The organism is Bradyrhizobium sp. WSM2793 (assembly GCF_000379585.1).
In the GTDB taxonomy this organism is placed as follows: domain Bacteria; phylum Pseudomonadota; class Alphaproteobacteria; order Rhizobiales; family Xanthobacteraceae; genus Bradyrhizobium.
This window is the reverse complement of record NZ_KB902771.1, coordinates 184,734-205,477: the sequence shown is the minus strand read 5'-3', so window position 1 is coordinate 205,477 and position 20,744 is coordinate 184,734. Positions and strand designations below refer to the sequence as shown.

20 protein-coding genes are annotated in these 20,744 nt (G+C 64.9%); 8 read left to right on the top strand and 12 right to left on the bottom strand.

The window, feature by feature from the left end:
- Positions 1 to 21: 21 nt before the first annotated feature.
- From boxC to A3AS_RS0107035, 4 genes are all read right to left on the bottom strand, one after another.
- The gene (boxC, locus tag A3AS_RS0107050) at positions 22 to 1,710 is read right to left on the bottom strand and encodes a 2,3-epoxybenzoyl-CoA dihydrolase (protein WP_018316897.1); all 1,689 of its coding nucleotides are present in this window, start codon (positions 1,708 to 1,710) and stop codon (positions 22 to 24) included.
- Positions 1,711 to 1,808: 98 nt separating this feature from the next.
- The gene (locus A3AS_RS0107045) at positions 1,809 to 2,345 is read right to left on the bottom strand and encodes a DUF309 domain-containing protein (RefSeq protein WP_018316896.1); all 537 of its coding nucleotides are present in this window, start codon (positions 2,343 to 2,345) and stop codon (positions 1,809 to 1,811) included.
- A gap of 18 nt (positions 2,346 to 2,363) precedes the next feature.
- Positions 2,364 to 3,182, bottom strand: coding sequence for an alpha/beta fold hydrolase (locus A3AS_RS0107040; protein ID WP_018316895.1), 819 nt, complete (start codon positions 3,180 to 3,182; stop codon positions 2,364 to 2,366).
- A 229-nt stretch (positions 3,183 to 3,411) separates the two neighbouring features.
- Positions 3,412 to 4,953: a benzoate-CoA ligase family protein gene (locus A3AS_RS0107035; protein WP_018316894.1), complete on the bottom strand. Its 1,542-nt coding sequence runs from the start codon at positions 4,951 to 4,953 to the stop codon at positions 3,412 to 3,414.
- 137 nt (positions 4,954 to 5,090) lie between these two features.
- Here A3AS_RS0107035 and A3AS_RS0107030 point away from each other — a divergent pair, with 137 nt between their 5' ends.
- The 5 genes from A3AS_RS0107030 to A3AS_RS0107010 all read left to right on the top strand — a co-directional run bounded on the left by A3AS_RS0107030 (position 5,091) and on the right by A3AS_RS0107010 (position 8,810).
- Entirely contained in the window at positions 5,091 to 5,999 is a 909-nt protein-coding gene (locus tag A3AS_RS0107030; protein ID WP_018316893.1) for a helix-turn-helix transcriptional regulator, read from the top strand.
- Positions 6,000 to 6,229: 230 nt separating this feature from the next.
- Complete coding sequence (locus A3AS_RS0107025) at positions 6,230 to 6,625, top strand: group II truncated hemoglobin (protein WP_018316892.1); 396 nt, start codon at positions 6,230 to 6,232, stop codon at positions 6,623 to 6,625.
- Between the two features lie 94 nt (positions 6,626 to 6,719).
- Positions 6,720 to 7,400 (top strand): transglutaminase family protein, encoded by a 681-nt coding sequence (locus A3AS_RS0107020; RefSeq protein ID WP_018316891.1) that lies wholly within the window; start codon positions 6,720 to 6,722, stop codon positions 7,398 to 7,400.
- A gap of 6 nt (positions 7,401 to 7,406) precedes the next feature.
- Complete coding sequence (locus A3AS_RS0107015) at positions 7,407 to 8,234, top strand: AraC family transcriptional regulator (RefSeq protein ID WP_018316890.1); 828 nt, start codon at positions 7,407 to 7,409, stop codon at positions 8,232 to 8,234.
- Between the two features lie 141 nt (positions 8,235 to 8,375).
- Entirely contained in the window at positions 8,376 to 8,810 is a 435-nt protein-coding gene (locus tag A3AS_RS0107010) for a VOC family protein (protein ID WP_018316889.1), read from the top strand.
- 92 nt (positions 8,811 to 8,902) lie between these two features.
- On the opposite strand, the gene A3AS_RS0107005 is transcribed toward A3AS_RS0107010, so the two are convergent.
- Positions 8,903 to 9,235, bottom strand: coding sequence for a PRC-barrel domain-containing protein (locus A3AS_RS0107005; RefSeq protein ID WP_018316888.1), 333 nt, complete (start codon positions 9,233 to 9,235; stop codon positions 8,903 to 8,905).
- Positions 9,236 to 9,354: 119 nt separating this feature from the next.
- Entirely contained in the window at positions 9,355 to 10,140 is a 786-nt protein-coding gene (locus A3AS_RS0107000) for an IclR family transcriptional regulator C-terminal domain-containing protein (RefSeq protein ID WP_026201748.1), read from the bottom strand.
- 109 nt (positions 10,141 to 10,249) lie between these two features.
- On the opposite strand from A3AS_RS0107000, the gene A3AS_RS0106995 reads away from it, so the two are divergent.
- The 3 genes from A3AS_RS0106995 (at position 10,250) to A3AS_RS44790 (ending at position 13,859) form a co-directional block, all read left to right on the top strand.
- Positions 10,250 to 11,608 (top strand): aromatic ring-hydroxylating dioxygenase subunit alpha, encoded by a 1,359-nt coding sequence (locus A3AS_RS0106995; protein WP_018316886.1) that lies wholly within the window; start codon positions 10,250 to 10,252, stop codon positions 11,606 to 11,608.
- Between the two features lie 130 nt (positions 11,609 to 11,738).
- Entirely contained in the window at positions 11,739 to 13,175 is a 1,437-nt protein-coding gene (locus tag A3AS_RS0106990; RefSeq protein WP_018316885.1) for a glutamine synthetase family protein, read from the top strand.
- A 324-nt stretch (positions 13,176 to 13,499) separates the two neighbouring features.
- On the top strand, positions 13,500 to 13,859 hold the full coding sequence (locus A3AS_RS44790) for a hypothetical protein (RefSeq protein ID WP_018316884.1): 360 nt from the start codon (positions 13,500 to 13,502) through the stop codon (positions 13,857 to 13,859).
- Positions 13,860 to 13,865: 6 nt separating this feature from the next.
- Here A3AS_RS44790 and A3AS_RS0106980 read toward each other — a convergent pair whose 3' ends face one another.
- The 6 genes from A3AS_RS0106980 to A3AS_RS0106955 form a co-directional block, all read right to left on the bottom strand.
- Positions 13,866 to 16,157 (bottom strand): TonB-dependent siderophore receptor, encoded by a 2,292-nt coding sequence (locus tag A3AS_RS0106980; RefSeq protein WP_049814803.1) that lies wholly within the window; start codon positions 16,155 to 16,157, stop codon positions 13,866 to 13,868.
- A gap of 110 nt (positions 16,158 to 16,267) precedes the next feature.
- Positions 16,268 to 17,047 (bottom strand): AraC family transcriptional regulator, encoded by a 780-nt coding sequence (locus tag A3AS_RS0106975; RefSeq protein ID WP_245283154.1) that lies wholly within the window; start codon positions 17,045 to 17,047, stop codon positions 16,268 to 16,270.
- A gap of 241 nt (positions 17,048 to 17,288) precedes the next feature.
- The gene (locus A3AS_RS0106970; RefSeq protein WP_018316881.1) at positions 17,289 to 18,002 is read right to left on the bottom strand and encodes an ABC transporter ATP-binding protein; all 714 of its coding nucleotides are present in this window, start codon (positions 18,000 to 18,002) and stop codon (positions 17,289 to 17,291) included.
- Positions 17,995 to 18,762, bottom strand: a complete 768-nt coding sequence (locus tag A3AS_RS0106965) for an ABC transporter ATP-binding protein (protein WP_018316880.1) — start codon at positions 18,760 to 18,762, stop codon at positions 17,995 to 17,997. The genes A3AS_RS0106970 and A3AS_RS0106965 overlap by 8 nt, the downstream gene beginning before the upstream one ends.
- Positions 18,755 to 19,699 (bottom strand): branched-chain amino acid ABC transporter permease, encoded by a 945-nt coding sequence (locus A3AS_RS0106960; RefSeq protein WP_018316879.1) that lies wholly within the window; start codon positions 19,697 to 19,699, stop codon positions 18,755 to 18,757. Before A3AS_RS0106960 ends, A3AS_RS0106965 begins: the two co-directional genes overlap by 8 nt.
- On the bottom strand, positions 19,696 to 20,613 hold the full coding sequence (locus A3AS_RS0106955) for a branched-chain amino acid ABC transporter permease (RefSeq protein ID WP_018316878.1): 918 nt from the start codon (positions 20,611 to 20,613) through the stop codon (positions 19,696 to 19,698). The genes A3AS_RS0106960 and A3AS_RS0106955 overlap by 4 nt, the downstream gene beginning before the upstream one ends.
- Between the last annotated feature and the right edge of the window lie 131 nt (positions 20,614 to 20,744).

Sequence of the window (20,744 nt, the reverse complement as noted above, 5' to 3'; positions counted from 1 at the left end):
CCATTCGCCACTCCCTACTCGCTAGACTCGCGTCATATCGAATTTCGGCTTCTGGCCGCTGCCGTAGCGGCGCAGCGCGCCTTCTTCGCCGACCGCGTTGGGGCGCTGGAAGATCCAGTTCTGCCACGCGGTCAGGCGCGAGAAGATTTTCGATTCCATCGTCTCCGGGCCGACGAAGCGCAGGCTTGCTTCCATGCCGGTGAGGCTGTCCGGCGAGAAGCTGGCGCGCTCCTCCAGGAACACGCGGACCTCGTCGTCCCAGTCGATGTCGTCGAGCGCGAAGGTGACGAGGCCGAGCTCCTCGGCCTGCTCGGCATCGAGCGCGGTGCCCATAGTGGCTTCGGCGCGCTCCACATCCGACGGATCGGCCTGGAAGCGCGACTCCAGCCGCGTCAGGCCGTGGCTCATCGGATACGGGCCGAAATTCATGGCGGAGAGCTCGATCGACGGCGGCGGGCGGTTGTCGCCCTGGCGCGTGCCGATCAGCATGTAGGAGCGGTCGGCGGCGAAGACGAGCTCGGCGAGCGTGCCGGCAAAGCAGGAGCCGGGCTCGACCAGCGTCACCAGCGTGCGCGAGGTGACGTCGATGCGCTTGAGCACGCGCTTCCAGTAATGGCGGATTTCGTTGACCAGCCAATGCGCCTTGTTGGCTTCGAGGAAGGCGTCGGCCGCGAGCACATTTGCGCGGTCGCCATGGCTCTTGAACACCAGCATCGCGATCTCGAGCTCGTTGATGCGCAAATGCAGGATGGCATCGTCGAGCTCGCGCGCCACTTGCAACGGCCAGAACGAGGCGCCTTGCGCCATCATGCCGTCGATATCGGCGGGTGCTGCAGCCTCCGGCGCCTTGATGGAGATGGTGGCGATGCGGGCCGTGCGATCGATATCGACCGTGACGAAGCCGTAGCGGATGCTGTTTTCGTCGATGATGCGCTTGAGCTGTGTCAGCGCGATGCCCTTGCCGCTGCCCTTGCGCTTCGAGGCGGCCGCGAACTCCTTGGCACGCTCGGCGATCTTGGCCTCTAACTTCGAGTTCGGTGCGATCTCGTCGACGAGACGCCATTGCACGGCGCGCTTGCCCTTGACGCCTTCCTCGATGGTGCAGAAGAAATCGGCATGGTCGCGGCGCACCTTGCGCTTGTCGACGACGCGGGTGAGACCGCCGGTGCCCGGCAGCACCGCGAGCAGCGGCACCTCGGGCAAAGCAACGGCAGAGGAGCCGTCGTCGGCGAGGATGATGTGGTCGGTCGCGAGCGCCAGCTCGTAGCCGCCGCCGGCGGCGGAGCCGTTCACCACCGTGATGAAGCGCTGGCCGGAATTCTCGGACGAATCTTCCATGCCGTTACGGGTCTCGTTGGTGAACTTGCAGAAGTTCACCTTGTGGGCGTGGGTCGAGCCCGCGAGCATGCGGATGTTGGCGCCGGCGCAGAACACGCGGTTCTTGGCTGAGCGCATCACCACGACCTTCACCTCGGGATGCTCGAAGCGCAGCCGCTGGACCGCATCCGCCAGCTCGATGTCGACGCCGAGATCGTAGGAATTGAGCTTGAGCAGATAGCCCTCGAACAGGCCGCCATTCTCGTCGACGTCCATGGTCAGGGTCGCGACGTCACCGTCGACCGCGAGCTTCCAGTGCCGGTAGCGGGACGGTTCGGTCTGGAAATCGATGAATGTCGCGCCGCCTGCGAGGCGCCGATCTTCCCCGGCCATGGGCCACCCTTGAGCTCGTTTTGGTTTAGCGTTAGATGCACAATAGTGCATCTTTTTGGATGCGTCTAGCCCTTAACGGCCGGCGCATGCACTTTGTTTCATGCAGCCGGCCAAGACCGCACGATCGCACCCAGCGCGATCCAGTCGGCCTTTGCGAGCTGCGGGCGGCCGATCTTGGCCTGAAGCAGCGCCACCAGGGCCGCGACCGGAAAGCTCTCGACGAAACCGTCGCCGCCGCTGGCGAGCTTGCGTGCGCTCAACGCGCGCAGCTCGGTCAGAGCGTCGCCGAACAGGCGCGCGGCCGAATGCGCCTTCTGCATGCGCAAACGCAAATTGGCATTGGCGATGTGGATGCAGGCGCGCAGCAGGATGCGTTCGCGGCCGCTCTGCGGGGCTGCGGCCCACACCGTCTCCAGCACCTCCTGCGCTTCCCAGAAATAGCCGCGATCGTTGAGCGCGAGCCCGTAGCGCAGCGCCGGATGGCGGGCCGGCACGTAGCCGCGAAAGGCCGAGGGCACCAGCGCCTTGGCCAAGCGAAGCGTCTCGTCATCGGCCTCGATGGCGCCGGTCTCGCCCGGCACATAGGCCCATTGCGGCCATGGCAATTGGCCGCTCGCATGTGAAGGCACATTCATCGATGTGCCTCCGCATGGTCATGCGGCGCGTCCCTGGAGTCCCTGATCGTCGCGCAGGGCCGCTTTTGCAAATTGCTCAATCGCGTCAAGCGTCGCCCCCGGCGCTTCACGATGCGGGGAATGGCCCGCGTCTGAAATGACTTTAAAATCTATCGGACAGTAACACTCTTCCTGCGCAATTTCGACCTGACGCAATGTCCCATATTGGTCGCCTGCACCTTGCAGGACCATCATGGGAACGCGGATATAGGCCAGATATTCCGAGATGTCCCAATCGCGGAATTTGGGATCGAGCCAGGCGCCGTTCCAGCCGTAGAAGGCGTTGTCGACATCCTTGTGCCAGCGCGACAGCTTGGCCTTGAGGTCGGTGGTCTCGAAGCTGGTCTTGATCTCCGCGATGGACTTCACCGAGATGTCCTCGACGATGAAGTGCGGCGCGATCAGCACGAGGCCGCTCAGGCGGTGATCCTGATGCGCGCCGGCATAGATCGTCGCGATCGAGCCGCCGTCGGAATGGCCGAGCAGCAGGCCGCGCTTGAAGGGAACTGCGTCGAGGATTTTCGGCAACACGTCCAGCGCCTCGCGCTGCATGTAGTCGAGCGGCCGCGGCAATGTCACCGGGCTCGACTGGCCGTAGCCTGCCCGCGAATAGGCGAAGATGCCGGCACCGGTGGCTTGCTGCAGCTTCTCGGGAAAATCGCCCCAGAGCCCAACCGAGCCGAGGCCCTCATGCAGCATGACGATGGTGGGGGCGTCGGCCGATGCAGGCGCGAGCCATTTGTATTCGAGGCTGGCGCCGCCGATGCTGAGGAAGCCGGTGGGGGTGAGGTTGGTCATGGTCGAAGTCCCATTCCTAGCCAAGGCCGAGATGCCCACCCTCCCCTGGAGGGGGAGGGTCGATTCACAGCGAGCGTAGCGAGATGTGAAGCGGGGTGGGGTGACAGTCTCTCCGCAGATGCAGCGCCCGCGTGGAGAGATCACCCCACCCCGTCACGCATCTCGCTGCGCTCGATCGCGTGCCGACCCTCCCCCTCCAGGGGAGGGTAAGCAAGTGCAGTTCGCACACTCAATTCGCCCCTTCCCGCAGCTTGAACCGCTGGATCTTGCCCGTCGCCGTCTTCGGCAAGGACTCCACCACGTCGATCCAGCGCGGATATTTCCACGGGCCGATCTTCTGCTTGACGTGCTCCTTCAGCATTTCCTGAAGATCGCTCGTCGTCGCGCCGGGGCGCAGCACGACGAAGGCTTTCGGCTTGAGCAATCCTTCCGGATCGGCCTCGGGCACGACGGCGGCCTCCAGCACGGCGGGATGGGTGATCAGCGCGCTCTCGACCTCGAACGGCGAGACCCAGATGCCGGAGACCTTGAACATGTCGTCGGCGCGGCCGCAGAAGGTGTAGCGGCCGTCTGCATCGCGAACATATTTGTCGCCGGTGCGGGTCCACGGTCCCTCAAAAGTGCGGCGGCTCTTGTGGCGTTGATTCCAGTAGCCCTCGCCGGCCGAGGGTGCATCGACCAGGAGCTCGCCGACCTCGCCGTCGGCAACGTCTTGCCCGGCCTCATTGACGAGCCGCACCGCATAGCCCGGCACCGGCTTGCCGGAGGAGCCGTATTTGATGTCGCCGGGCGCGTTCGAGAGAAAAATGTGCAACAGCTCGGTCGAGCCGACGCCGTCGAGGATGTCGACCCCGAAGCGCGCCTTCCAGCTGGTGCCGACGGATTCCGGCAGCGCCTCGCCGGCCGAGGTGCAGATGCGCAAGGCGCCGCCGCCACGCTCGGCCTTCATGGTCTCGTCGTTGAGCATGGCCGCGAACAAGGTCGGTACGCCGTAGAAGATCGACGGCCTGTAGCGGTTCATCAGATCGAACATGCGCGCCGGCGTCGGCCGTTCGCTGTTGAGGATCACGCTGGCGCCGACCGACATCGGGAAGGTCAGCGCGTTGCCGAGGCCATAGGCGAAGAACAGCTTTGCGGCGGAAAGACAGACGTCGCTATCGCGGATGCCGAGCACCTGCTTTGCGTAGGTGTCGGCGGTCGCCTGCAAATTGGAATGGATATGGCGCACGCCCTTGGGCATGCCGGTCGAGCCGGACGAATAGAGCCAGAACGCCGGCTCGTCAGGATGCGTCGCGGCGGTGGTGAACTGGTCCCTCTCGCCGGCGAGCTCCTCGGTGAGCTGCTTGTGCCCGTTCTGCTTGGCGCCGGAGACCACGACATGCTCGAGATCGGGCATGCGGCCGACGACGTCCTTGATGACAGGGTAGAGCGCCTCGGAGACGAACAGCACACGCGCGCGGCAGTCGGCGAGGATGTAGGCGTATTGGTCCGCGGTCAGCAGCGTGTTCAGCGGCACCGGCACGATGCCGGCGCGGATCGCGCCCAGGAACACGACCGGAAAGTCGATCGTATCCAGCATGATCATCGCCACGCGCTCCTCGCGGCGGACGCCGAGCCGGCGCAGCATGTTGGCGGCGCGTCGGCTCTCGCGCTGAAGCTCGCCATAGGTGAGCCGCGAGACGGTGTCGTCGAAGGCCAGCTTGTTGCCGCGGCCCTCCTCGACGTTACGGTCGAGCAGCCAGGTCACCGCGTTATAGGATCCCTCGCTCACGGACTTCTCCCCCGAATTTAGAATTATAATTCATAGAAAGACACCACGGCGGCTTGCTGTCAATGCTAGCAGGCATTATGTTTCATTAAAATGCGCCGCAGGACACCCTTCAAAAAGACATCCCTTAAAGAAGGCTCATGACCGAAAGTCCCGACGCCGAATCCCGATTTCTCGAACAGCTCGGCCAGCGCGTGCGCACCATGCGCGCGTTGCGCGGTATGTCGCGCAAAGTGCTCGCCAAGGTATCAGGAATCTCGGAGCGCTACATCGCGCAGCTCGAAAGCGGCAAGGGCAATGTCTCCATCGTGCTGTTGCGCCGCGTCTCGGACGCGATGGGCGCGCATCTCGAAGATCTGCTTCCCAGCGCCGACCCGACGCCGGACTGGCAGATGTTTCGCGACCTGTTGCGCAAGGCCACGCCTGCGCAGATCGCGCAGGCAAAAGATCTGCTCACTGGGGGCAGCGCCTCGGCGCCGCGACGCGCTCCGTTCTGCGGCATCGCGCTGATCGGCCTGCGCGGCGCCGGCAAGTCGACGCTCGGGCGCATGCTGGCGAAGAAAGTCGGCTGGAGCTTCGTCGAGCTCAACAAGGAGGTCGAGCAGCAGAATGGGCTCTCGGTCGCCGAGATCATCGCGCTGTACGGCCAGGAAGGTTTTCGCCGCATGGAGCAGGCGGCGCTGCAACAGCTGCTCGCGCGCAACGAGCTGATGGTGCTGGCGACCGGCGGCGGCATCGTGTCCGAGCCTTTGACGTTCGACCAGATCCTGACCTCGTTCTACACGATCTGGCTGAAGGCCGAGCCCGAAGAGCACATGGCCCGCGTCCGTCGCCAGGGCGATTTGCGTCCGATGGCCGACGACCGCTCCGCCATGGCGGAGCTGCGCAACATCCTGCTCAGCCGCGAGCCGCTGTACTCGCGCGCGACGGCAGTGGTGGATACCGCGGGCCTCTCCGTCGATGCAGCGGCCGCACGGCTGATCGATGCGGTACGGCCCGTGCTGCAGAACGAGGCCCGCAGCTTCGGCCTGCGGAGTGTGGCGCTGTAGGGCGATTGGATCTCGCTGGAGCTACACTCTCCGCTGTCGTCCCTGCGAAAGCAGGGACCCATACCGCGTGATCTATCGGTAGCGCGCGCCGCCCATCCCGAACGACCAGTCTTCGCCAAACTCCTCGCTGGGGTAATGGGTCCCTGCGTTCGCAGGGACGACAGCGGAGATTTGTGATCGAGCTGCGATCATCATATATGCTGGCCCAGCAGCAAACATCCGGACCACCAATGACCTCCACCGACGTCACCACCTCCATGTTCGAGCGGATCGGCGGCAGCGCTACGATCGACGCCCTGGTCGATCGCTTCTACGAACGCATGGACACGCTGCCGGAGGCGCAAGTGATCCGCGCGATGCATGCGGACGACCTCGGCCTGATCAGGGATGTGCTGAAGCGCTATCTCACCGAATGGACCGGCGGCCCGCGGCTCTATACCCCCGAGAAGGGCCATCCGCGGTTGCGGCAGCGCCACATCGGCTTTGCCATCGGCGATGCCGAGCGCGATGCGTGGATGCTCTGCATGCGCGGCGCGATGGAGGAGACGGTGACCGACACGGCGGCGCGGCTGGAGCTCGACAAGGCGATATCGGGCCTCGCCGACTGGATGCGTAACCGGCAGTGACAGGGCGGCAGCGCCTCGACGCCATTCGAAGGCGTATCATGGACCCGCATCGCGTGATTTGAGTTCCGCGGCGATCGCCTGCTAAGCTCCAGACATGACCGACATCCTTCCCGATACCATCCGCCGCCTCTACACCGATCCCGGCGAGTACATCGACAGCGATCATCCGGCCGTGCAGCAATTTGCGGCCGACGCCGTGCGCGCGGATGCGAGCGCGCGCGAAAAAGCGAGCGTGCTCTACAAGGCGGTGCGCGATGGCATCCGCTATAATCCTTACGTCAGCATGCGCGTCGCCGAGACGTTTCGTGCTTCGAGTGTTCTCGCCGCGGGCCAGGGCTATTGCGTCGGCAAGGCCGCGCTCTATGCCGCCGCCTGCCGCGTCCACGGCATTCCCGCACGGGTCGGCTTTGCGGACGTGAAGAACCATCTCACCACAGAGAAGCTGCGCGCGAGCATGGGCACCGACATCTTCACCTGGCACGGCTTTACGGAGGTGCATGTCGATGGCGCCTGGCGCAAGGCGACGCCGACCTTCAACGACACGCTCTGCGCCAAGGTCGGCGTGGCCCCGCTCGATTTCGACGGTCATACCGACGCACTGCTGCATCCCTTCGACGGCGAGGGGCGCGCCTACATGCAATATGTCAATGACCGCGGCACCTATCACGACGTGCCCGCAAAGTTCCTGATGCGCGAAATGGCGCGCGACTACGCCAACATGCAGGGCGAAGATCTGTCGGGCCGTGACATGGAGCGCGAAGCGGCGGAGCGGTAGCACACGATGGACGCACCTGCCGATGTCATCCGTCGACCGGCCTCGCCGCGCCTTGCGCGGCTGATCTCGAGCATCTCGTTCTATCGCGAGCGCGGCCTCGGCCTTTCCGCCTTCCGGCACGCCGCGCCGCTCGCGCTGCCTCTCCTGGTGAATCTGGGAACGCCCTTCCGCATTGCGCTCGGACACCAACCGGATCCTGCCGACGCGCAGCCGAGCTTCGCGGCGGGTCTGTTTCCCGGACCGGTCGTGATCGAATCCGACGGCCGCGCCGAATGCGTTCAGGTCGATTTCACGCCGCTCGGGGCGTATCGCTTCTTCGGAGGCGCCGTGCCCGACCTGACCGCGCGCATGGTCGGCCTCGACGACATTCTGGGACGGGATGGCGAGAACCTCCGCGCCAGGGTCGCCGAGGCGGTCGGCTGGCAACGGCGGTTCGAGATCGTGGAAGACTTCGTGCTTGGCCGCGCCGTGCACGAGCCCTCGCCTGCGGTGGCTTTCGCCCTGGAGACGCTCTGGCGAGGCGCGGGCGCGGTCAGGATCGCCGACATCGCCTCAGACATCGGCTGGAGCCGCAAGCATCTCACGCGCCGCTTCCACAACGAGATCGGCGTTGCGCCGAAAACGCTGGCCCAGATGCTGCGCTTTCATCGAGCCTGCGCGCTGGCCCGGACGGACGGCACGGGCGGCTGGGCAGCCATTGCCACGGACGCCGGCTATGCCGACCAGGCACATCTCGCGCGCGATTTCCGGATCTTCAGCGGCGAGACGCCGACCGGATGGGCCGCGCGGCTCGACGTCGTCGATCCCCGCCTGAAGCGCGACGGCGGGGGCTAGCGCCAAACGGCGGCCAGGACGGCGCGAGACGGTCAAGTCCCATTTGTTCAAGCCGGCTGCCGCGATCCGAACTAGGGTCAGCTCTGCAGCAAGCTTGCAAGCACTTGCATCGAACGTCTTGCATCAAACCTGGAGAGTTTCATGAACCAGCCGAACGGCTATGAAGCGCCGCGCCTCTACCACACCATGCGCTGCAGGGATGCGGAGGCGATGATCGCCTGGCTGAAGAACGTTCTCGGCTTCGCCGAACGCGTGGTGTACCGCAACGAGGGCACGGTCGTTCACGCCGAGCTGGCGTTCGGATCGTCGATCCTCATGCTGGGCGCGCATCGCGACGATGCCTACGGCAAACTGGTTGGCGATATCGGCGGCCGGCGGACGGATGCCGTCTACATGGCCGTTGATGATCCCGACGCGCTCTATGCGAAGGTGAAAGCCGCTGGTGCAGAGATCGAGATGGAGCCCTACACGACCGATTATGGCAGCCGCGATTTCGCCGCGCGCGATCCGGAGGGCGGCCTCTGGAGCTTTGGCACCTATTGGCCCAAGGTCGGCGAACAGCCGCTCGCCGGATAGGTGGACGCTCTCGTCAGCGACTGCTCGGCGGCCGCGGCTCGAGCCCAGCCGCGTCCGCGCCGGGAATGCGGGCGGCCCGGCCGTCTTGCTTGCTAGATCGACCAATAGTTCGGATGCTGGTAGGGCCGCGAGCGGTCGCCCCAGTCGAACTCATCGCCATCGAATTCGCAGGGACCGCTGCTCAATTGCTCCGGCGTCAGGTCGGCCTGGAAGGCCTGGCGTCCCGGATCATATTTCAACGCGCTCCACTGCACGGGATAATGGTGATGTGTCCCGAGCAACCTGCCGGTCTTGACCACCGCGTAAGCGACCGTTCCACTGACCTTGTCGAGCATCAATCGCTCGATCGTGCCGAGCTTCGTGCCGTCACACCCATAGACGGCGACGTGTTCGACGCGATCACTGGGAACCATGGTGTGTTGCATGGCGTGCTCCCTGGGTTCTTGCGTTGCGGGCATTATAGTCCTGCAGCCCGGATCAGCGAAGCGACATCCGGGGCCTTGCGATGCTTCCCGGGGTATCGCGACGCTCGCCCGGGCTACAGCTAGAGCAGTTGCGAACGCACGGAGTCCGCGCCTTCCCGCAACAGCGGCAGGAACCGGTCGATCAATTCCTGCGCCGGCACGCGGTCGACATGGGCGCCCATGTTGATGGCGGCGACGATCACGTCGTCGTAGCGGCGCACCGGAACCGAGATCGAGCGGAAATGCGGCTCGGCCTCGCGGTCGACCAGTGAATAGCCTTGCGTGCGATCGGCGGCGATGCGCGCGAGCAGCGCCTCCGGGTCGGTCTGCGTCTGCGGCGTCAGCGCCCCGCGCGTCATCGCCTTCAGGCGCGCGGCAAGGTCGGCATCGTCGAGCTGGCCCAGCATGGCGCGGCCGACCGAGGTGCAGAATGAAGGCAGCCGATAGCCGATCTCCAACCCGCCCGAGAAAACGCGCGCCGGGCTGCCGCGGGCAATGAACACGACATCATCACCGTCGAGCACGGCGAGCGAGGAGATTTCGTTCGCCGCGGTCGCAACGCGATCGAGCACGGGTTGGAGCACCGCAACGAGCTGATTGGAACGCAAGTAAGATGCCGCCAGCGTCAGCACATGCGGTGTCAGCGAGAACAGCTTGCCATCGCCGCTGACGAAGCCGCCGCGCTGCAGCGTGAACAGCATGCGCCGGGCGGTCGCGCGCGGCAGGTCCGCAGCGCGGGCGAGATCGCTCAGCGTCATCGGGCCTGCATTGCTGCCGAAACATTGCAGCAGGCGCAGGCCGCGATCGAGCGCCTCGACGAAATCCGTCGCACGCTCGTCGCTCTCACTGCGCTTCAGCTTGGGCATGGGACGGGACAGTCCTGCAAAATAGTGCTTGCTGCTGCCCCAAGGCATGTCATAATTCGCCCATTCGTTCAATAGGCGAACAAGCGCCACTCCACAAGGATGCACCGCCATGATGAGCCAGGAGCAGAACGACCTGATCACCCGCACCGGTCCGAAGGATCCGTGTGGAAAGCTGATGCGGAGCTATTGGCAGCCGGCGGCGCTGGTGGATGAGCTGGAGGGCGAGCGGCCGATCCGTCCCATCAGGCTGCTCGGCGAGAACCTGGTGCTATTCCGCGACGAGACCGGACGCTACGGCCTGATCGACCGCCACTGCGCCCATCGCGGCGCCGACCTCGCGTTCGGACGGCTCGAGCACGGCGGCCTGCGCTGCGCCTTCCATGGCTGGCTGTTCGACGCGACCGGCCAGTGCATCGAAACGCCGGCCGAGCCGAAGGACTCAAAGCTCTGCCAGAACATCCGCCAGCGCTCCTATCCCGTGGTCGAGAAGAGCGGCATCCTCTGGGCCTATCTCGGCGAGGGTGAGCCGCCGGCTTTTCCGGAGCTCGACTGTTTCGTCGCGCCCGGCACGCACACCTTTGCGTTCAAGGGCCACATGGCCTGCAACTGGCTGCAGGCGCTCGAAGTCGGCATCGATCCCGCGCACGCCTCCTACCTGCATCGCTTCTTCGAGGACGAGGACACCTCTACCGCCTACGGCAAGCAGTTCCGCGGCGCATCTGCAGGGTCTGACCTGCCGATGACGAAAATCCTGCGCGAATACGACCGCCCGATCATCAATGTCGAGCACACCGAATACGGCCTGCGGCTGATCGCGCTGCGCGAGATCGACGAGGAGCGCACCCATGTGCGCGTCACCAACCAGCTGTTCCCGCACGGCTTCGTCATCCCCATGAGCACGGAGATGACGATCACGCAGTGGCACGTCCCGGTCGACGACGAGAACTGCTACTGGTACGCGATCTTCACCAGCTATTCGAACCCGGTCGACAAGAAGAAGATGCGCGACCAGCGGCTCGAGCTCTATGAGCTGCCCGACTACAAGTCGCGCAAGAACAAAGCCAACGATTACGGCTTCGATCCGCACGAGCAGCAGACCGCGACCTATACCGGCATGGGCACCGACATCAACGTGCACGACCAATGGGCGGTGGAATCGATGGGCGCGATCCAGGATCGCACCAAGGAGCATCTCGGCTCGAGCGACAAGGCGATCGTGCAATATCGCCGCCTGCTGCGGCAGGAGATCGAGAAGGTCTCCGGCGGCGAGAAGCCGATGCTGTTTCTGGACGAGAGCAGAGCACGCAGCATCCAGGGACCGGCCACCATGGACGGCATCGGGCCGACCCAGGGGTGGGAGCTCTATTGGATGGAGGTCGACGTCAAGCGCCGCCGCGGCGCACCTTGGGCCGCACCGGTGCCGAAGGAGATCGCGGACAACGTGCACCGGCTGACGGCGGCAGAGTGACGTTCGTGCACCGCTGCCGTAGGGTGGGCAAAGGCGCAACGCGCCGTGCCCACCATGCTTTCGTTGAGATGATAGACTGCGTGGGCACGCTTCGCTTTGCCCACCCTACGGCAGTTGAGGGAGTAGCACAGTGACTTTCGTTGCGCGTCATGCGCTGTGGTCGGATGAGCAGAGGGACGCGGCGACGCGCATGCGCCGCATCGTCGAGGACAAGAATCTCGAGGTCATCCGCCTCGCCTTCCCCGACCAGCACGGCATCCTGCGCGGCAAGACCATCATCGCCTCCGAGGCGATCGCCTCGCTGGAGAGCGGATGCTCAATCACCACCACCATGCTGGCCAAGGATACTTCGCACCGCACGGTATTCCCGGTGTTCACCGCGGGCGGCGGCTTCGGCATGAAGGAGATGGAAGGCGCGGCCGACGTGCTGATGGTCGCCGATCCCACCACGTTTCGCATCTTGCCGTGGGCGCCGACCACGGGCTGGGTGCTGTGCGACCTCCACTTCAATGACGGCCGCCCGGTGCCGTTCGCGACGCGCGGGCTCTACAAGCGCGCGCTGGACGAACTCGGCACGCGCGGACACGATTTCGTCGCCGGTCTTGAAGTCGAATTCCACATCTTCAAGCTCGACAACCCGCATATGCGCCCCGAGGACGCCGGCCAGCCGGGCACGCCACCATCAGTGAGCCTGCTCAGCCACGGCTATCAATATCTCACCGAGCAGCGCTTCGATCAGATGGAGCCGGTGCTGGAGATCCTGCGCCGCGACATCGTCGCGCTCGGACTGCCCTTGCGCTCGGTCGAGGTCGAGTTCGGGCCGAGCCAGTGCGAGTTCACCTTCGCGCCGCGGAAGGGGATCGAGCCCGCCGACAACATGGTGCTGTTTCGGAGCGCCGTGAAGCAGATCGCGCGGCGGCACGGCTATCACGCCACCTTCATGTGCCGGCCGAAACTGCCGAACGTGTTCGCGAGCGGCTGGCATCTGCACCAGTCGATCGTCTCGCGCGCCAGCGGCGAGAATCTGTTCATGGTGAAAGACGGCGGCGAGCCGCTCAGCGCCTTCGGCCGCTCATACCTCGCCGGCCTGCTCGACCACGCCCGCGCCTCGACATTGTTCACCACTCCGACCATCAACGGCTACAAGCGCTACCGCTCCTACTCGTTGGCGCCGGACCGCGCGATCTGGGGCCGCGACAATCGCGGCGTGATGATCCGCGTGCTCGGCGGCGCCAATGATGCCGCAACGCGCCTGGAGAACCGCATCGGCGAGCCCGCCGCCAATCCCTATCTCTACATGGCCTCGCAGATCCTCTCGGGCCTCGACGGCGTCGACCGCAAGCTCGATCCCGGCCCCTCCGCCGACACACCCTACGAGACCAAGGCGCCGCTGCTGCCGAAATCACTGCGCGATGCGGTCAGCGCGCTGAAGGACGATCCGTTCTTCCGCGAGAAGTTCGGGCCGGAGTTCGTCGACTATTACACCCACATCAAGAACGCCGAGATCGACCGCTTCCTGTCCGAAGTGACCGACTGGGAGCACCGCGAATATTTCGAGGTGTTTTGACATCCTGTCCTGGGGATTCCTCTCAAGGCGAGTACGGCTCACGGCCGTGTGAAGCGGCTTCGTCGCGCCGGTTCCGACGACATCGCACCGCTGCCGGACGAAGCCATTTTCCATCCCCGCGAAAACCCACGGAAAGAATCCTGCGCTAGGATTCCCGCATGTGATCAACAGTGGAGTTCGATCATGTGGGAACAATTATTCAGTCTGATCTACCGTCTGTCCTGCCGGACAACCTTGATCAACATCGGTGTGCATCGTCTGGCGCGCTGAAACTCAATGGATGCGCGATAGGTAAGACGGATTGACCAGATTAGGAGCGTTTCCATGCGCAAGCTGATCCTGATCGCAACGGTGTCTCTTCTCACAAGCCAGGCCTATGCGGGTGGGTCGCGGAGCCTCAGCCTGGCAGCCAGCAATTCAAGCCAGCAGGCGACTGAGCAGCCCGCCACGGCGGCAGCGGTCTCGCCGCAAACCACCCAAGCGCCGTCGCAGCCGGCAAACGTCCAGACTGCGACCACCGCACCAACCTCAGCGACGGCACCGGCGGCCACCACGGCACCAGCATCAGCCACGCCATCACCGCCGCCGGCAAGCACGGCCGGAACGACCAAGCCGAAGCGGCGCCAGTCGCCCACCGAGGCCCGAATCGTGCGCGAGTTGCACCGTCACGGGATCTATTGGTGATCCCGCTCACCAGCGATAGCCGAGCGTTGCGATGACGGTCAGCGGTGCGCCGCGATAGCAGTACCCGACCTGGCACGTCGTGTAGTGCAGATTGAACAGGTTCTTGGCGTTGACCTGGAACTGCAGGCCCTTCAGCTCCTTCGCCGCCTGGCCGAAATCATATTTCAGCGCAGCATCAACCAAGGTCACCGAGCTGTTCTTGAACGTGTTGAGATCGTCACCATAGCTCCAGGACATGTAACGCACGCCGCCACCGATGCTCAAGCCGGCAAACGGGCCGGCCAGCGGCAGGGCATAGTTGCCCCACAGCGTCGCGGTGTGCGGAGGATTGCCCGACGGAAACTTGCCGATCTGCGCGCTGTCGCCGGCCTGCTTGGTGACCATGTCGAGATAGGTGTAGGACGAGGTGATGTCGAAACCACCGCCGAGGCTCGCCAGCGCCTGCAATTCGAAGCCGCGGCTTTGAATCTCGCCGCGCTGGACCGTGACGCCGGTCCCGGTCGTGACCAGGCCGCCGCCCTGGGTCAGGTCGAACACCGCAGCAGTGATGAAGCTCCTCGTCCCCAGCGGCTGGTACTTGACGCCGATCTCGGTCTGCTTGCCGGTGGTAGGCTTGAAGAAGGCGCCGGTGGGATCGACGCCGAGATTGGGAAAGAACGAGGTTGAATAGGCGACATAAGGCGCAACCCCGGAATCGAATACATAGGTCAGCCCGGCGCGCCCGCTATAGGCCTGTTCGGACTGCTGCTGGCGGGTCAGCGCGAACTGATCCTCGCCCGTGGTGCGAACCCAGTCGCTGCGGCCGCTCAGCGTCAGGATCCAGTGGTCGAGCTTGGCCTGGTCCTGAATGTACACGCCGGATTGGGTCTGCCGCTGCTGCGTCGAGGACGAGATCGCGGGATCGGGAATGGATTCCGGCGCGTAGACCGGGGCGGCCAGATTGAGGGGGGAAACCCCGAAGCCAAATCCCTGCTTGTCGTTGAATTTCGACGCCGTGTAATCGGTGCCGACCAGGAGCGTGTGCTGCACCGGGCCGGTCGAGAGCTTTGCCTCGACCTGGTTGTCCATGATGGCCGATTGCAGCGTGTCGTGGACGTAGCCGGTATAGCGCGAGACGACATTGCCGACGGGAGCGCCGAGAAAGCCGACATAGCGCGTGACCGCATCGACATCGACATAGCGGAATTTCTGGCGAACGGTCACGGCGTTGTTGAACGCATGCTCGAACAGATAGCCGACGCGTCCCTGCTCCTGGTCCAGCGAGTTATAGGACGGACTGCCGGTGAAGATGTCCGTCGTGGTGCCGGTGCCCGTGGAATAGGTGAACATCGAGCCCGGCGTCTTCGATTTCTGGTAGGCGCCGAGAATGGTGAGGGTCGTCGATTGGTCCGGCTTCCAGGTGACGGCGGGAGCGACATAGACACGATTGTCCTTGCCGCCGGGCACGAACACGTCGGCGTCGCGCACGACGCCGGTCAATCGATAGGAAAATTGACCGTTGGGATCGACCGGACCCGAGAAATCGAAATTGCCCTGCACGCGCTCGCGGTCGCCGAACACCGTCTGCACCTCGTGGAACGGCTGGCTGGTCGGCAGCTTGCTTTGCAGGTCGATCAATCCGCCGGGCGAGCCGAGGCCGTAGAGGGCCGAGCTCGGCCCGCGGACCACGGTGATGCTGTCGACGCCATAGGGCTCGGTCTTGAACACGCCCAGACCGGCGCCGACGAGGCGCAAGCCGTCGAGATAGATGCCGTTATAGGTGATGTCGAAGCCGCGGATCGAGATGGCATCGAAGCGCGGATCGTAACCTGAAGCATCGATGCGGACGCCCGGTTCATAGCCGACCGCCTCGGTCAGCGTCTGCACGGCGCGATCGTTGAGCTCCTTGCGGGTCACGACCGAAATCGACTGCGGCGTCTCGAGCAATGGCGTGTTCGTCTTGGTGCCCGCCGAGCTGCTGCTTGCGACATAGCTGTTCTCGCTCGACGGATTGGCGCGGCCGCTTCCCGCCTCGCGCGTGTCCGCGTTTCTGGCTTGTCCGGACCCGGCATTGCGCGGCGTCGCGGCGCGGCCACGCTGCGATTGTGAGGCGCGCTGGACAGGTTGGGCACGCGGACGCGCCTGGCTCGGTGCCTCCACCGTGACCGGCGGCAATGTGCCCGCCGTCGAAGGCGAATTGGTTCCGGAGACCTGTGCGGCCGAGGGCGTCGCGTGCAGGACCATTCCCAAACCGGCCGCTCCCAGACCAGTTCTCACCAACCGTTCCCAGCCGAGCGTCTGCCCGTCGTTCCGCCTCATCGTCTTCCCCGAGTTCCGTGTTCAACAACCCGGGTGTAACCAGATCAAAGCGGCCGCCGCCTTTGCGCGCGCGCAAATCACCTTTGATCCCACGTGGAGGCTTTCAAGTTTTACTGAAAGCGGCTCGGCGAATGGCCGAAGCGTCTGCGGAAGGCCGTCGCGAAATTTGCCGGATGGGCGTAGCCGACCCGATAGGCCGCTTCGGTGACGGACAAGCGCTGGTGAATCAAAAAGGCACGTGCGGCATCGAGCCGCTGAGCCCTGAGATAGTCGATCGCGCTCTGGCCATATGCCATCCGGAATTTCTGGTTGAAGGACCTGCGGCTCAGCCCCGCGTTCCGCGCCAGTTCGTCGATGCTCCAGGGATAGGCGAGATCGGCGTCCATCCGCTGCTTCACCGATTGCAGCCGCGTCCACTGCAGATCGGTGGCGGGATCGGCCGCAATCCGGCCGCGCTCGCCGAACAAGGCGTGGACCACGATCTCGGCGGCATGCGCCGACAGCAGCAATTGCGCCGCGCTGCCGGTGACCGGCGGCGAAAACATTTCTGCCGCGACCGCCTGTATGCGCGCAGATGCCCTCAGCGAGACGATCGCTGCGCCCGAGACGTCGTTCGCAAACAGCGCCCGAAACTCATCGCCGAGTCCAAGTCCATCGATCGAGGTTTGAGGAAACGCCAGGCCGATTGCGGAACGCTCGCCGGAATGAACCGCGCGTTCCGCTGCGCAGGTCTCGCGCACGGCAATTGCCGTCATCTGCCCGTCGCAGCCAGCGCTGCGCGTCAGAATGCCGCGGCCTGCGCCACCATCAACGGAGACCGAGATGAACAGACCCGGGGCTGCGATCGCAGAGCCATCGGCATCGGCTCGAAACTCGCCTCTGACAAACACGCAGCCCGGAAAATCCAGCCATTGCGCTGTCGAAGCGCCCGGCTGTGCGGAACCGATGTCGTCTTGAGGCCGTCCGACAATTTGATCGTAGAAGTCCCGCATCGAATCCGCTTACGCCGCGGCTTCTTTGACCGCTTGACGGCGGCGCGCTCAAGAGCTCTGCGCGCGGTTTGGAGGGATTCGAAACTGGATTTGCTCGAAGAGAAGCTTGCGCGTCGCGCGCGGTCGGCAGGAACGCGCCTCAGATGCCGAGATATTTGTGCTGGAGATCCGGTTCCGCCATCAGCTGATCGGAGGTGCCGCTCCACACCGTCTTGCCGCGCTCGATGATGGTGTGGCGGTCGCAGATGCGGGCGAGATGGTCGACGTTCTTGTCGACGACCAGGATCGACTGTCCGCGGCTCTTGAGCAGCGACAGGCAGCTCCAGATTTCCTCGCGGATCAGCGGCGCGAGGCCTTCGGTCGCTTCGTCCAGGATCAGGAGTTTTGGATTGGTCATCAGCGCGCGGCCGATCGCGAGCATCTGCTGCTCGCCGCCGGAGAGCTGGTTGCCCATGTTGGCGGCGCGTTCGGCGAGGCGCGGAAACAACACGTAGATCGCGGCCAGCGTCCAGGGATTGGGGCTGCCGAAGCGGTCGGCGGCGGCCGCGACCAGGTTTTCGCGCACGGTGAGGTTCGGGAAGATCTGGCGTCCCTCGGGGACCAGGCCGACGCCGAGCTTTGCGATCCTGTAGGAGGGAAGCTGCCTGACCTCGGCGCCCGCGAAACGAATGCTGCCGGCGCGCGCCGGCGTCAGGCCCATGATGGAGCGGATGGTCGTGGTCTTGCCCATGCCGTTGCGGCCCATCAGCGAGACCATCTCGCCCGGCTTGATCGATAGCGACAGGCCGAACAGCACCTGGGAGAGGCCATAGCAGGTCTCGATGCCGTCGACCTCGAGCAGCGTGTCAGCCATGATGCGTCACCACGTGCTGGTCGCCGAGATAGGCGCGCTTGACGTCCTCGTTGGCACGGATCGCGGCCGGATCGCCCGAGGCGATGACGCGGCCATAGACCAGCACCGTAATGCGGTCGGCAAGCGCAAACACCGCCGGCATGTCGTGCTCGACCAGCACGATCGAGACTTCCTTGCGCAGCTCCTGGAGCAGCTTCACCATGCGCTGGGATTCGGTGACCCCCAAGCCCGCCATCGGCTCGTCGAGCAGCAGCAGCTTCGGCTTGCTCGCAAGCGCCACCGCGAGCTCGAGCTCGCGCCGCTCGCCATGGCTGAGCCGGTTCACCACGACGTCGGCACGATGCAACAGGCCGACGCGATCGAGCGCGGCGTGGGCGGCATCGCGCAGGGATCGCTCCTTGCGCGCATTGGCAAAGAAGCGAAACGAGGTGCCGGCATGGGCTTGCGCCGCCAGCGCGACGTTGTCGGCGGCGGTGAAGTCGAGCAGCAGCGAGGTGATCTGGAACGAACGTGCCAGGCCCAGCGCGCAGCGGCGATAGGCCGGCAAATAGGTGATGTCGCGTCCCGCCAGCGAGACGCTGCCGGAATGCGGCTCGAGATGTCCGGTGAGCTGGCTGATCAGCGTGGTCTTGCCGGCGCCGTTCGGGCCGATGATGGCGTGCAGCTCGCCCGCGGCGACGTCGAGCGAGACATTGTCCGTCGCAACGATGCCGCCGAAGCGCCGCACCAGCTTTTCGACGCGAAGCAAGGGTTCAGCCACGGCCGGCCCTCCCCAGCGTGCCCATGATGCCGCCGCGGCCGAACAGCACGATCAGCAGCAGCAGCGGGCCCATGATCAGCGCCCAATATTCGGTGATCTGCGACAGGAATTCCTCCAGCAGCAGGAACACCACCGCGCCCATGATCGGGCCAAACAGCGTGCCCATGCCGCCCAGGATCACCATCACCATGAGATCGCCGGAGCGCGTCCAGTACATCACGGCCGGGCTGACGAAGTCGGTGTTGTTGGCGAGCAGAGCGCCGGCGAGGCCGCACATGGTGCCTGAAATGACGAAGCAGACCAGCTGGTAGCGCTTTGCCGGGAAGCCGATCGCCTGCATGCGCTGCTCGTTGGAGCGCAGCCCCTGCACGACGAGGCCGAAGCGCGAATTGACGATGCGCCAGATCAGGAAGACGACGCCGAGGAGGCAGGCGAGGCAGAGATAATAGAACTGCGTGCGGTTGGACAGGTCGATCAGCCCGGAGAAGTCGCTGCGCTTGTAGACGGTGAGGCCGTCATCGCCGCCGTAGCGCGCCAGCCCCGAGGCGACGTAATAGGCCATCTGCGCAAAGGCCAGCGTGATCATGATGAAATAGACGCCGCGGGTGCGCAACGAGAGCGCCCCGATCACCAGCGCATAGAGCGCGGAAGCCGCGAGCGCGACCGGAAACTGGATGAAGCCGGAACCGACGCCCTCCTGCGCCAGCATGCCGACCGCGTAGCCGCCGATGCCGAGATAGGCGGCGTGGCCGAAGCTCATCATGCCGCCAAAACCCATGATGAGGTTGAGGCTCGCGGCCGCCAGCGCCAGGATGATGATGCGGGTGAACAGCGTCAGGATGAAGATGTTGCCGGAGAGCTGCGAATAGAGCGGCAACAGCAGGAGGCCCGCCAGCACCAGGGCCGTGACGGCCTTGCTCACAGTGAAAGACTTCATCGACGGTTGGCCGGAAACAGCCCCTCCGGCCGCACCACCAGCACGATCGCCATCAGGAGATAGATCAGCATGGAGGACAGCGCGGGCGCGGCGGTGGAGGCCGCGGCGCCGCTCAACACTTGCCGCAGCAGATTGGGCAGGAAGGCGCGGCCGAGCGTGTCGATCATGCCGACGAAGATCGCGGCCAGGAACGCGCCGCGGATCGAGCCGATGCCGCCGATCACGATGATGACGAAGGCGAGGATCAAAATGTTCTCACCCATGCCGATCTGCACGGTGAGGATCGGCGCCTGCATCAGGCCCGCCAGGCCGGCGAGCGCGGCCCCCAGGCCGAACACCAGCGTGTAGAGCAGCTTGATGTTGATGCCGAGCGCGCCGATCATCTCGCGGTTGGAGGCGCCGGCGCGGATCAGCATGCCGATGCGGGTGCGCATCACGCCGAGATAGAGCAGCAGCGCCACCAGCAGCGCCACGATGATGATGGCGAGGCGATAGGCGGGATAATGAATACCGGGCAGGATTGGCACCGGCACGGTGAGCCAGGCCGGCAGCGGCAGCGCAAGGCCGGCCGGGCCCCAGATCAGCCGCACGGCTTCGTTGAAGAACAGGATCAGGCCGAAGGTCGCCAGTACATGGTCGAGATGGTCGCGGCCGTAGAGATGCCGCAGCGCGCTCATCTCGAGCACGATGCCGAGCACCAGCGTAGCCCCCAGCGCCATCAGCGCCCCGAGCAGGAAGCTGCCGGTCCACGCCGCGAAGGTCGCGGCGAAATAGGCGCCCATCATATAGAGCGAGCCGTGCGCGAGGTTGACGAGATCCATGATCCCGAACACCAGCGTCAGGCCGGCGGCGAGCAGGAACAGCAGCAGGCCGAACTGCAATCCGTTCAGGAACTGTTCGACGACGAGCAGCATCAAGACTCTTTCAGGCGCACGCGGTGTCGCGCCGATGTTCGAACACGGTCGCCATCAGTGAAAGAGCTCCCCCTGCCTGTTCAAGGCGGAAAAATGGGTAATGGCAGTATCGTTCAGAGGCAAGAGCGATT

Excerpts from the sequence above, each read along its gene's own strand:
- boxC (WP_018316897.1), bottom strand. The coding sequence starts at position 1,710 with ATGGCCGGGGAAGATCGGCGCCTCGCAGGCGGCGCGACATTCATCGAT.
- A3AS_RS0107045 (WP_018316896.1), bottom strand. The coding sequence starts at position 2,345 with ATGAATGTGCCTTCACATGCGAGCGGCCAATTGCCATGGCCGCAATGG.
- A3AS_RS0107040 (WP_018316895.1), bottom strand. The coding sequence starts at position 3,182 with ATGACCAACCTCACCCCCACCGGCTTCCTCAGCATCGGCGGCGCCAGC.
- A3AS_RS0107030 (WP_018316893.1), top strand. The coding sequence starts at position 5,091 with ATGACCGAAAGTCCCGACGCCGAATCCCGATTTCTCGAACAGCTCGGC.
- A3AS_RS0107025 (WP_018316892.1), top strand. The coding sequence starts at position 6,230 with ATGACCTCCACCGACGTCACCACCTCCATGTTCGAGCGGATCGGCGGC.
- A3AS_RS0107020 (WP_018316891.1), top strand. The coding sequence starts at position 6,720 with ATGACCGACATCCTTCCCGATACCATCCGCCGCCTCTACACCGATCCC.
- A3AS_RS0107015 (WP_018316890.1), top strand. The coding sequence starts at position 7,407 with ATGGACGCACCTGCCGATGTCATCCGTCGACCGGCCTCGCCGCGCCTT.
- A3AS_RS0107010 (WP_018316889.1), top strand. The coding sequence starts at position 8,376 with ATGAACCAGCCGAACGGCTATGAAGCGCCGCGCCTCTACCACACCATG.
- A3AS_RS0107005 (WP_018316888.1), bottom strand. The coding sequence starts at position 9,235 with ATGCAACACACCATGGTTCCCAGTGATCGCGTCGAACACGTCGCCGTC.
- A3AS_RS0107000 (WP_026201748.1), bottom strand. The coding sequence starts at position 10,140 with ATGCCCAAGCTGAAGCGCAGTGAGAGCGACGAGCGTGCGACGGATTTC.
- A3AS_RS0106995 (WP_018316886.1), top strand. The coding sequence starts at position 10,250 with ATGATGAGCCAGGAGCAGAACGACCTGATCACCCGCACCGGTCCGAAG.
- A3AS_RS44790 (WP_018316884.1), top strand. The coding sequence starts at position 13,500 with ATGCGCAAGCTGATCCTGATCGCAACGGTGTCTCTTCTCACAAGCCAG.
- A3AS_RS0106980 (WP_049814803.1), bottom strand. The coding sequence starts at position 16,157 with ATGAGGCGGAACGACGGGCAGACGCTCGGCTGGGAACGGTTGGTGAGA.
- A3AS_RS0106970 (WP_018316881.1), bottom strand. The coding sequence starts at position 18,002 with ATGGCTGACACGCTGCTCGAGGTCGACGGCATCGAGACCTGCTATGGC.
- A3AS_RS0106960 (WP_018316879.1), bottom strand. The coding sequence starts at position 19,699 with ATGAAGTCTTTCACTGTGAGCAAGGCCGTCACGGCCCTGGTGCTGGCG.
- A3AS_RS0106955 (WP_018316878.1), bottom strand. The coding sequence starts at position 20,613 with ATGCTGCTCGTCGTCGAACAGTTCCTGAACGGATTGCAGTTCGGCCTG.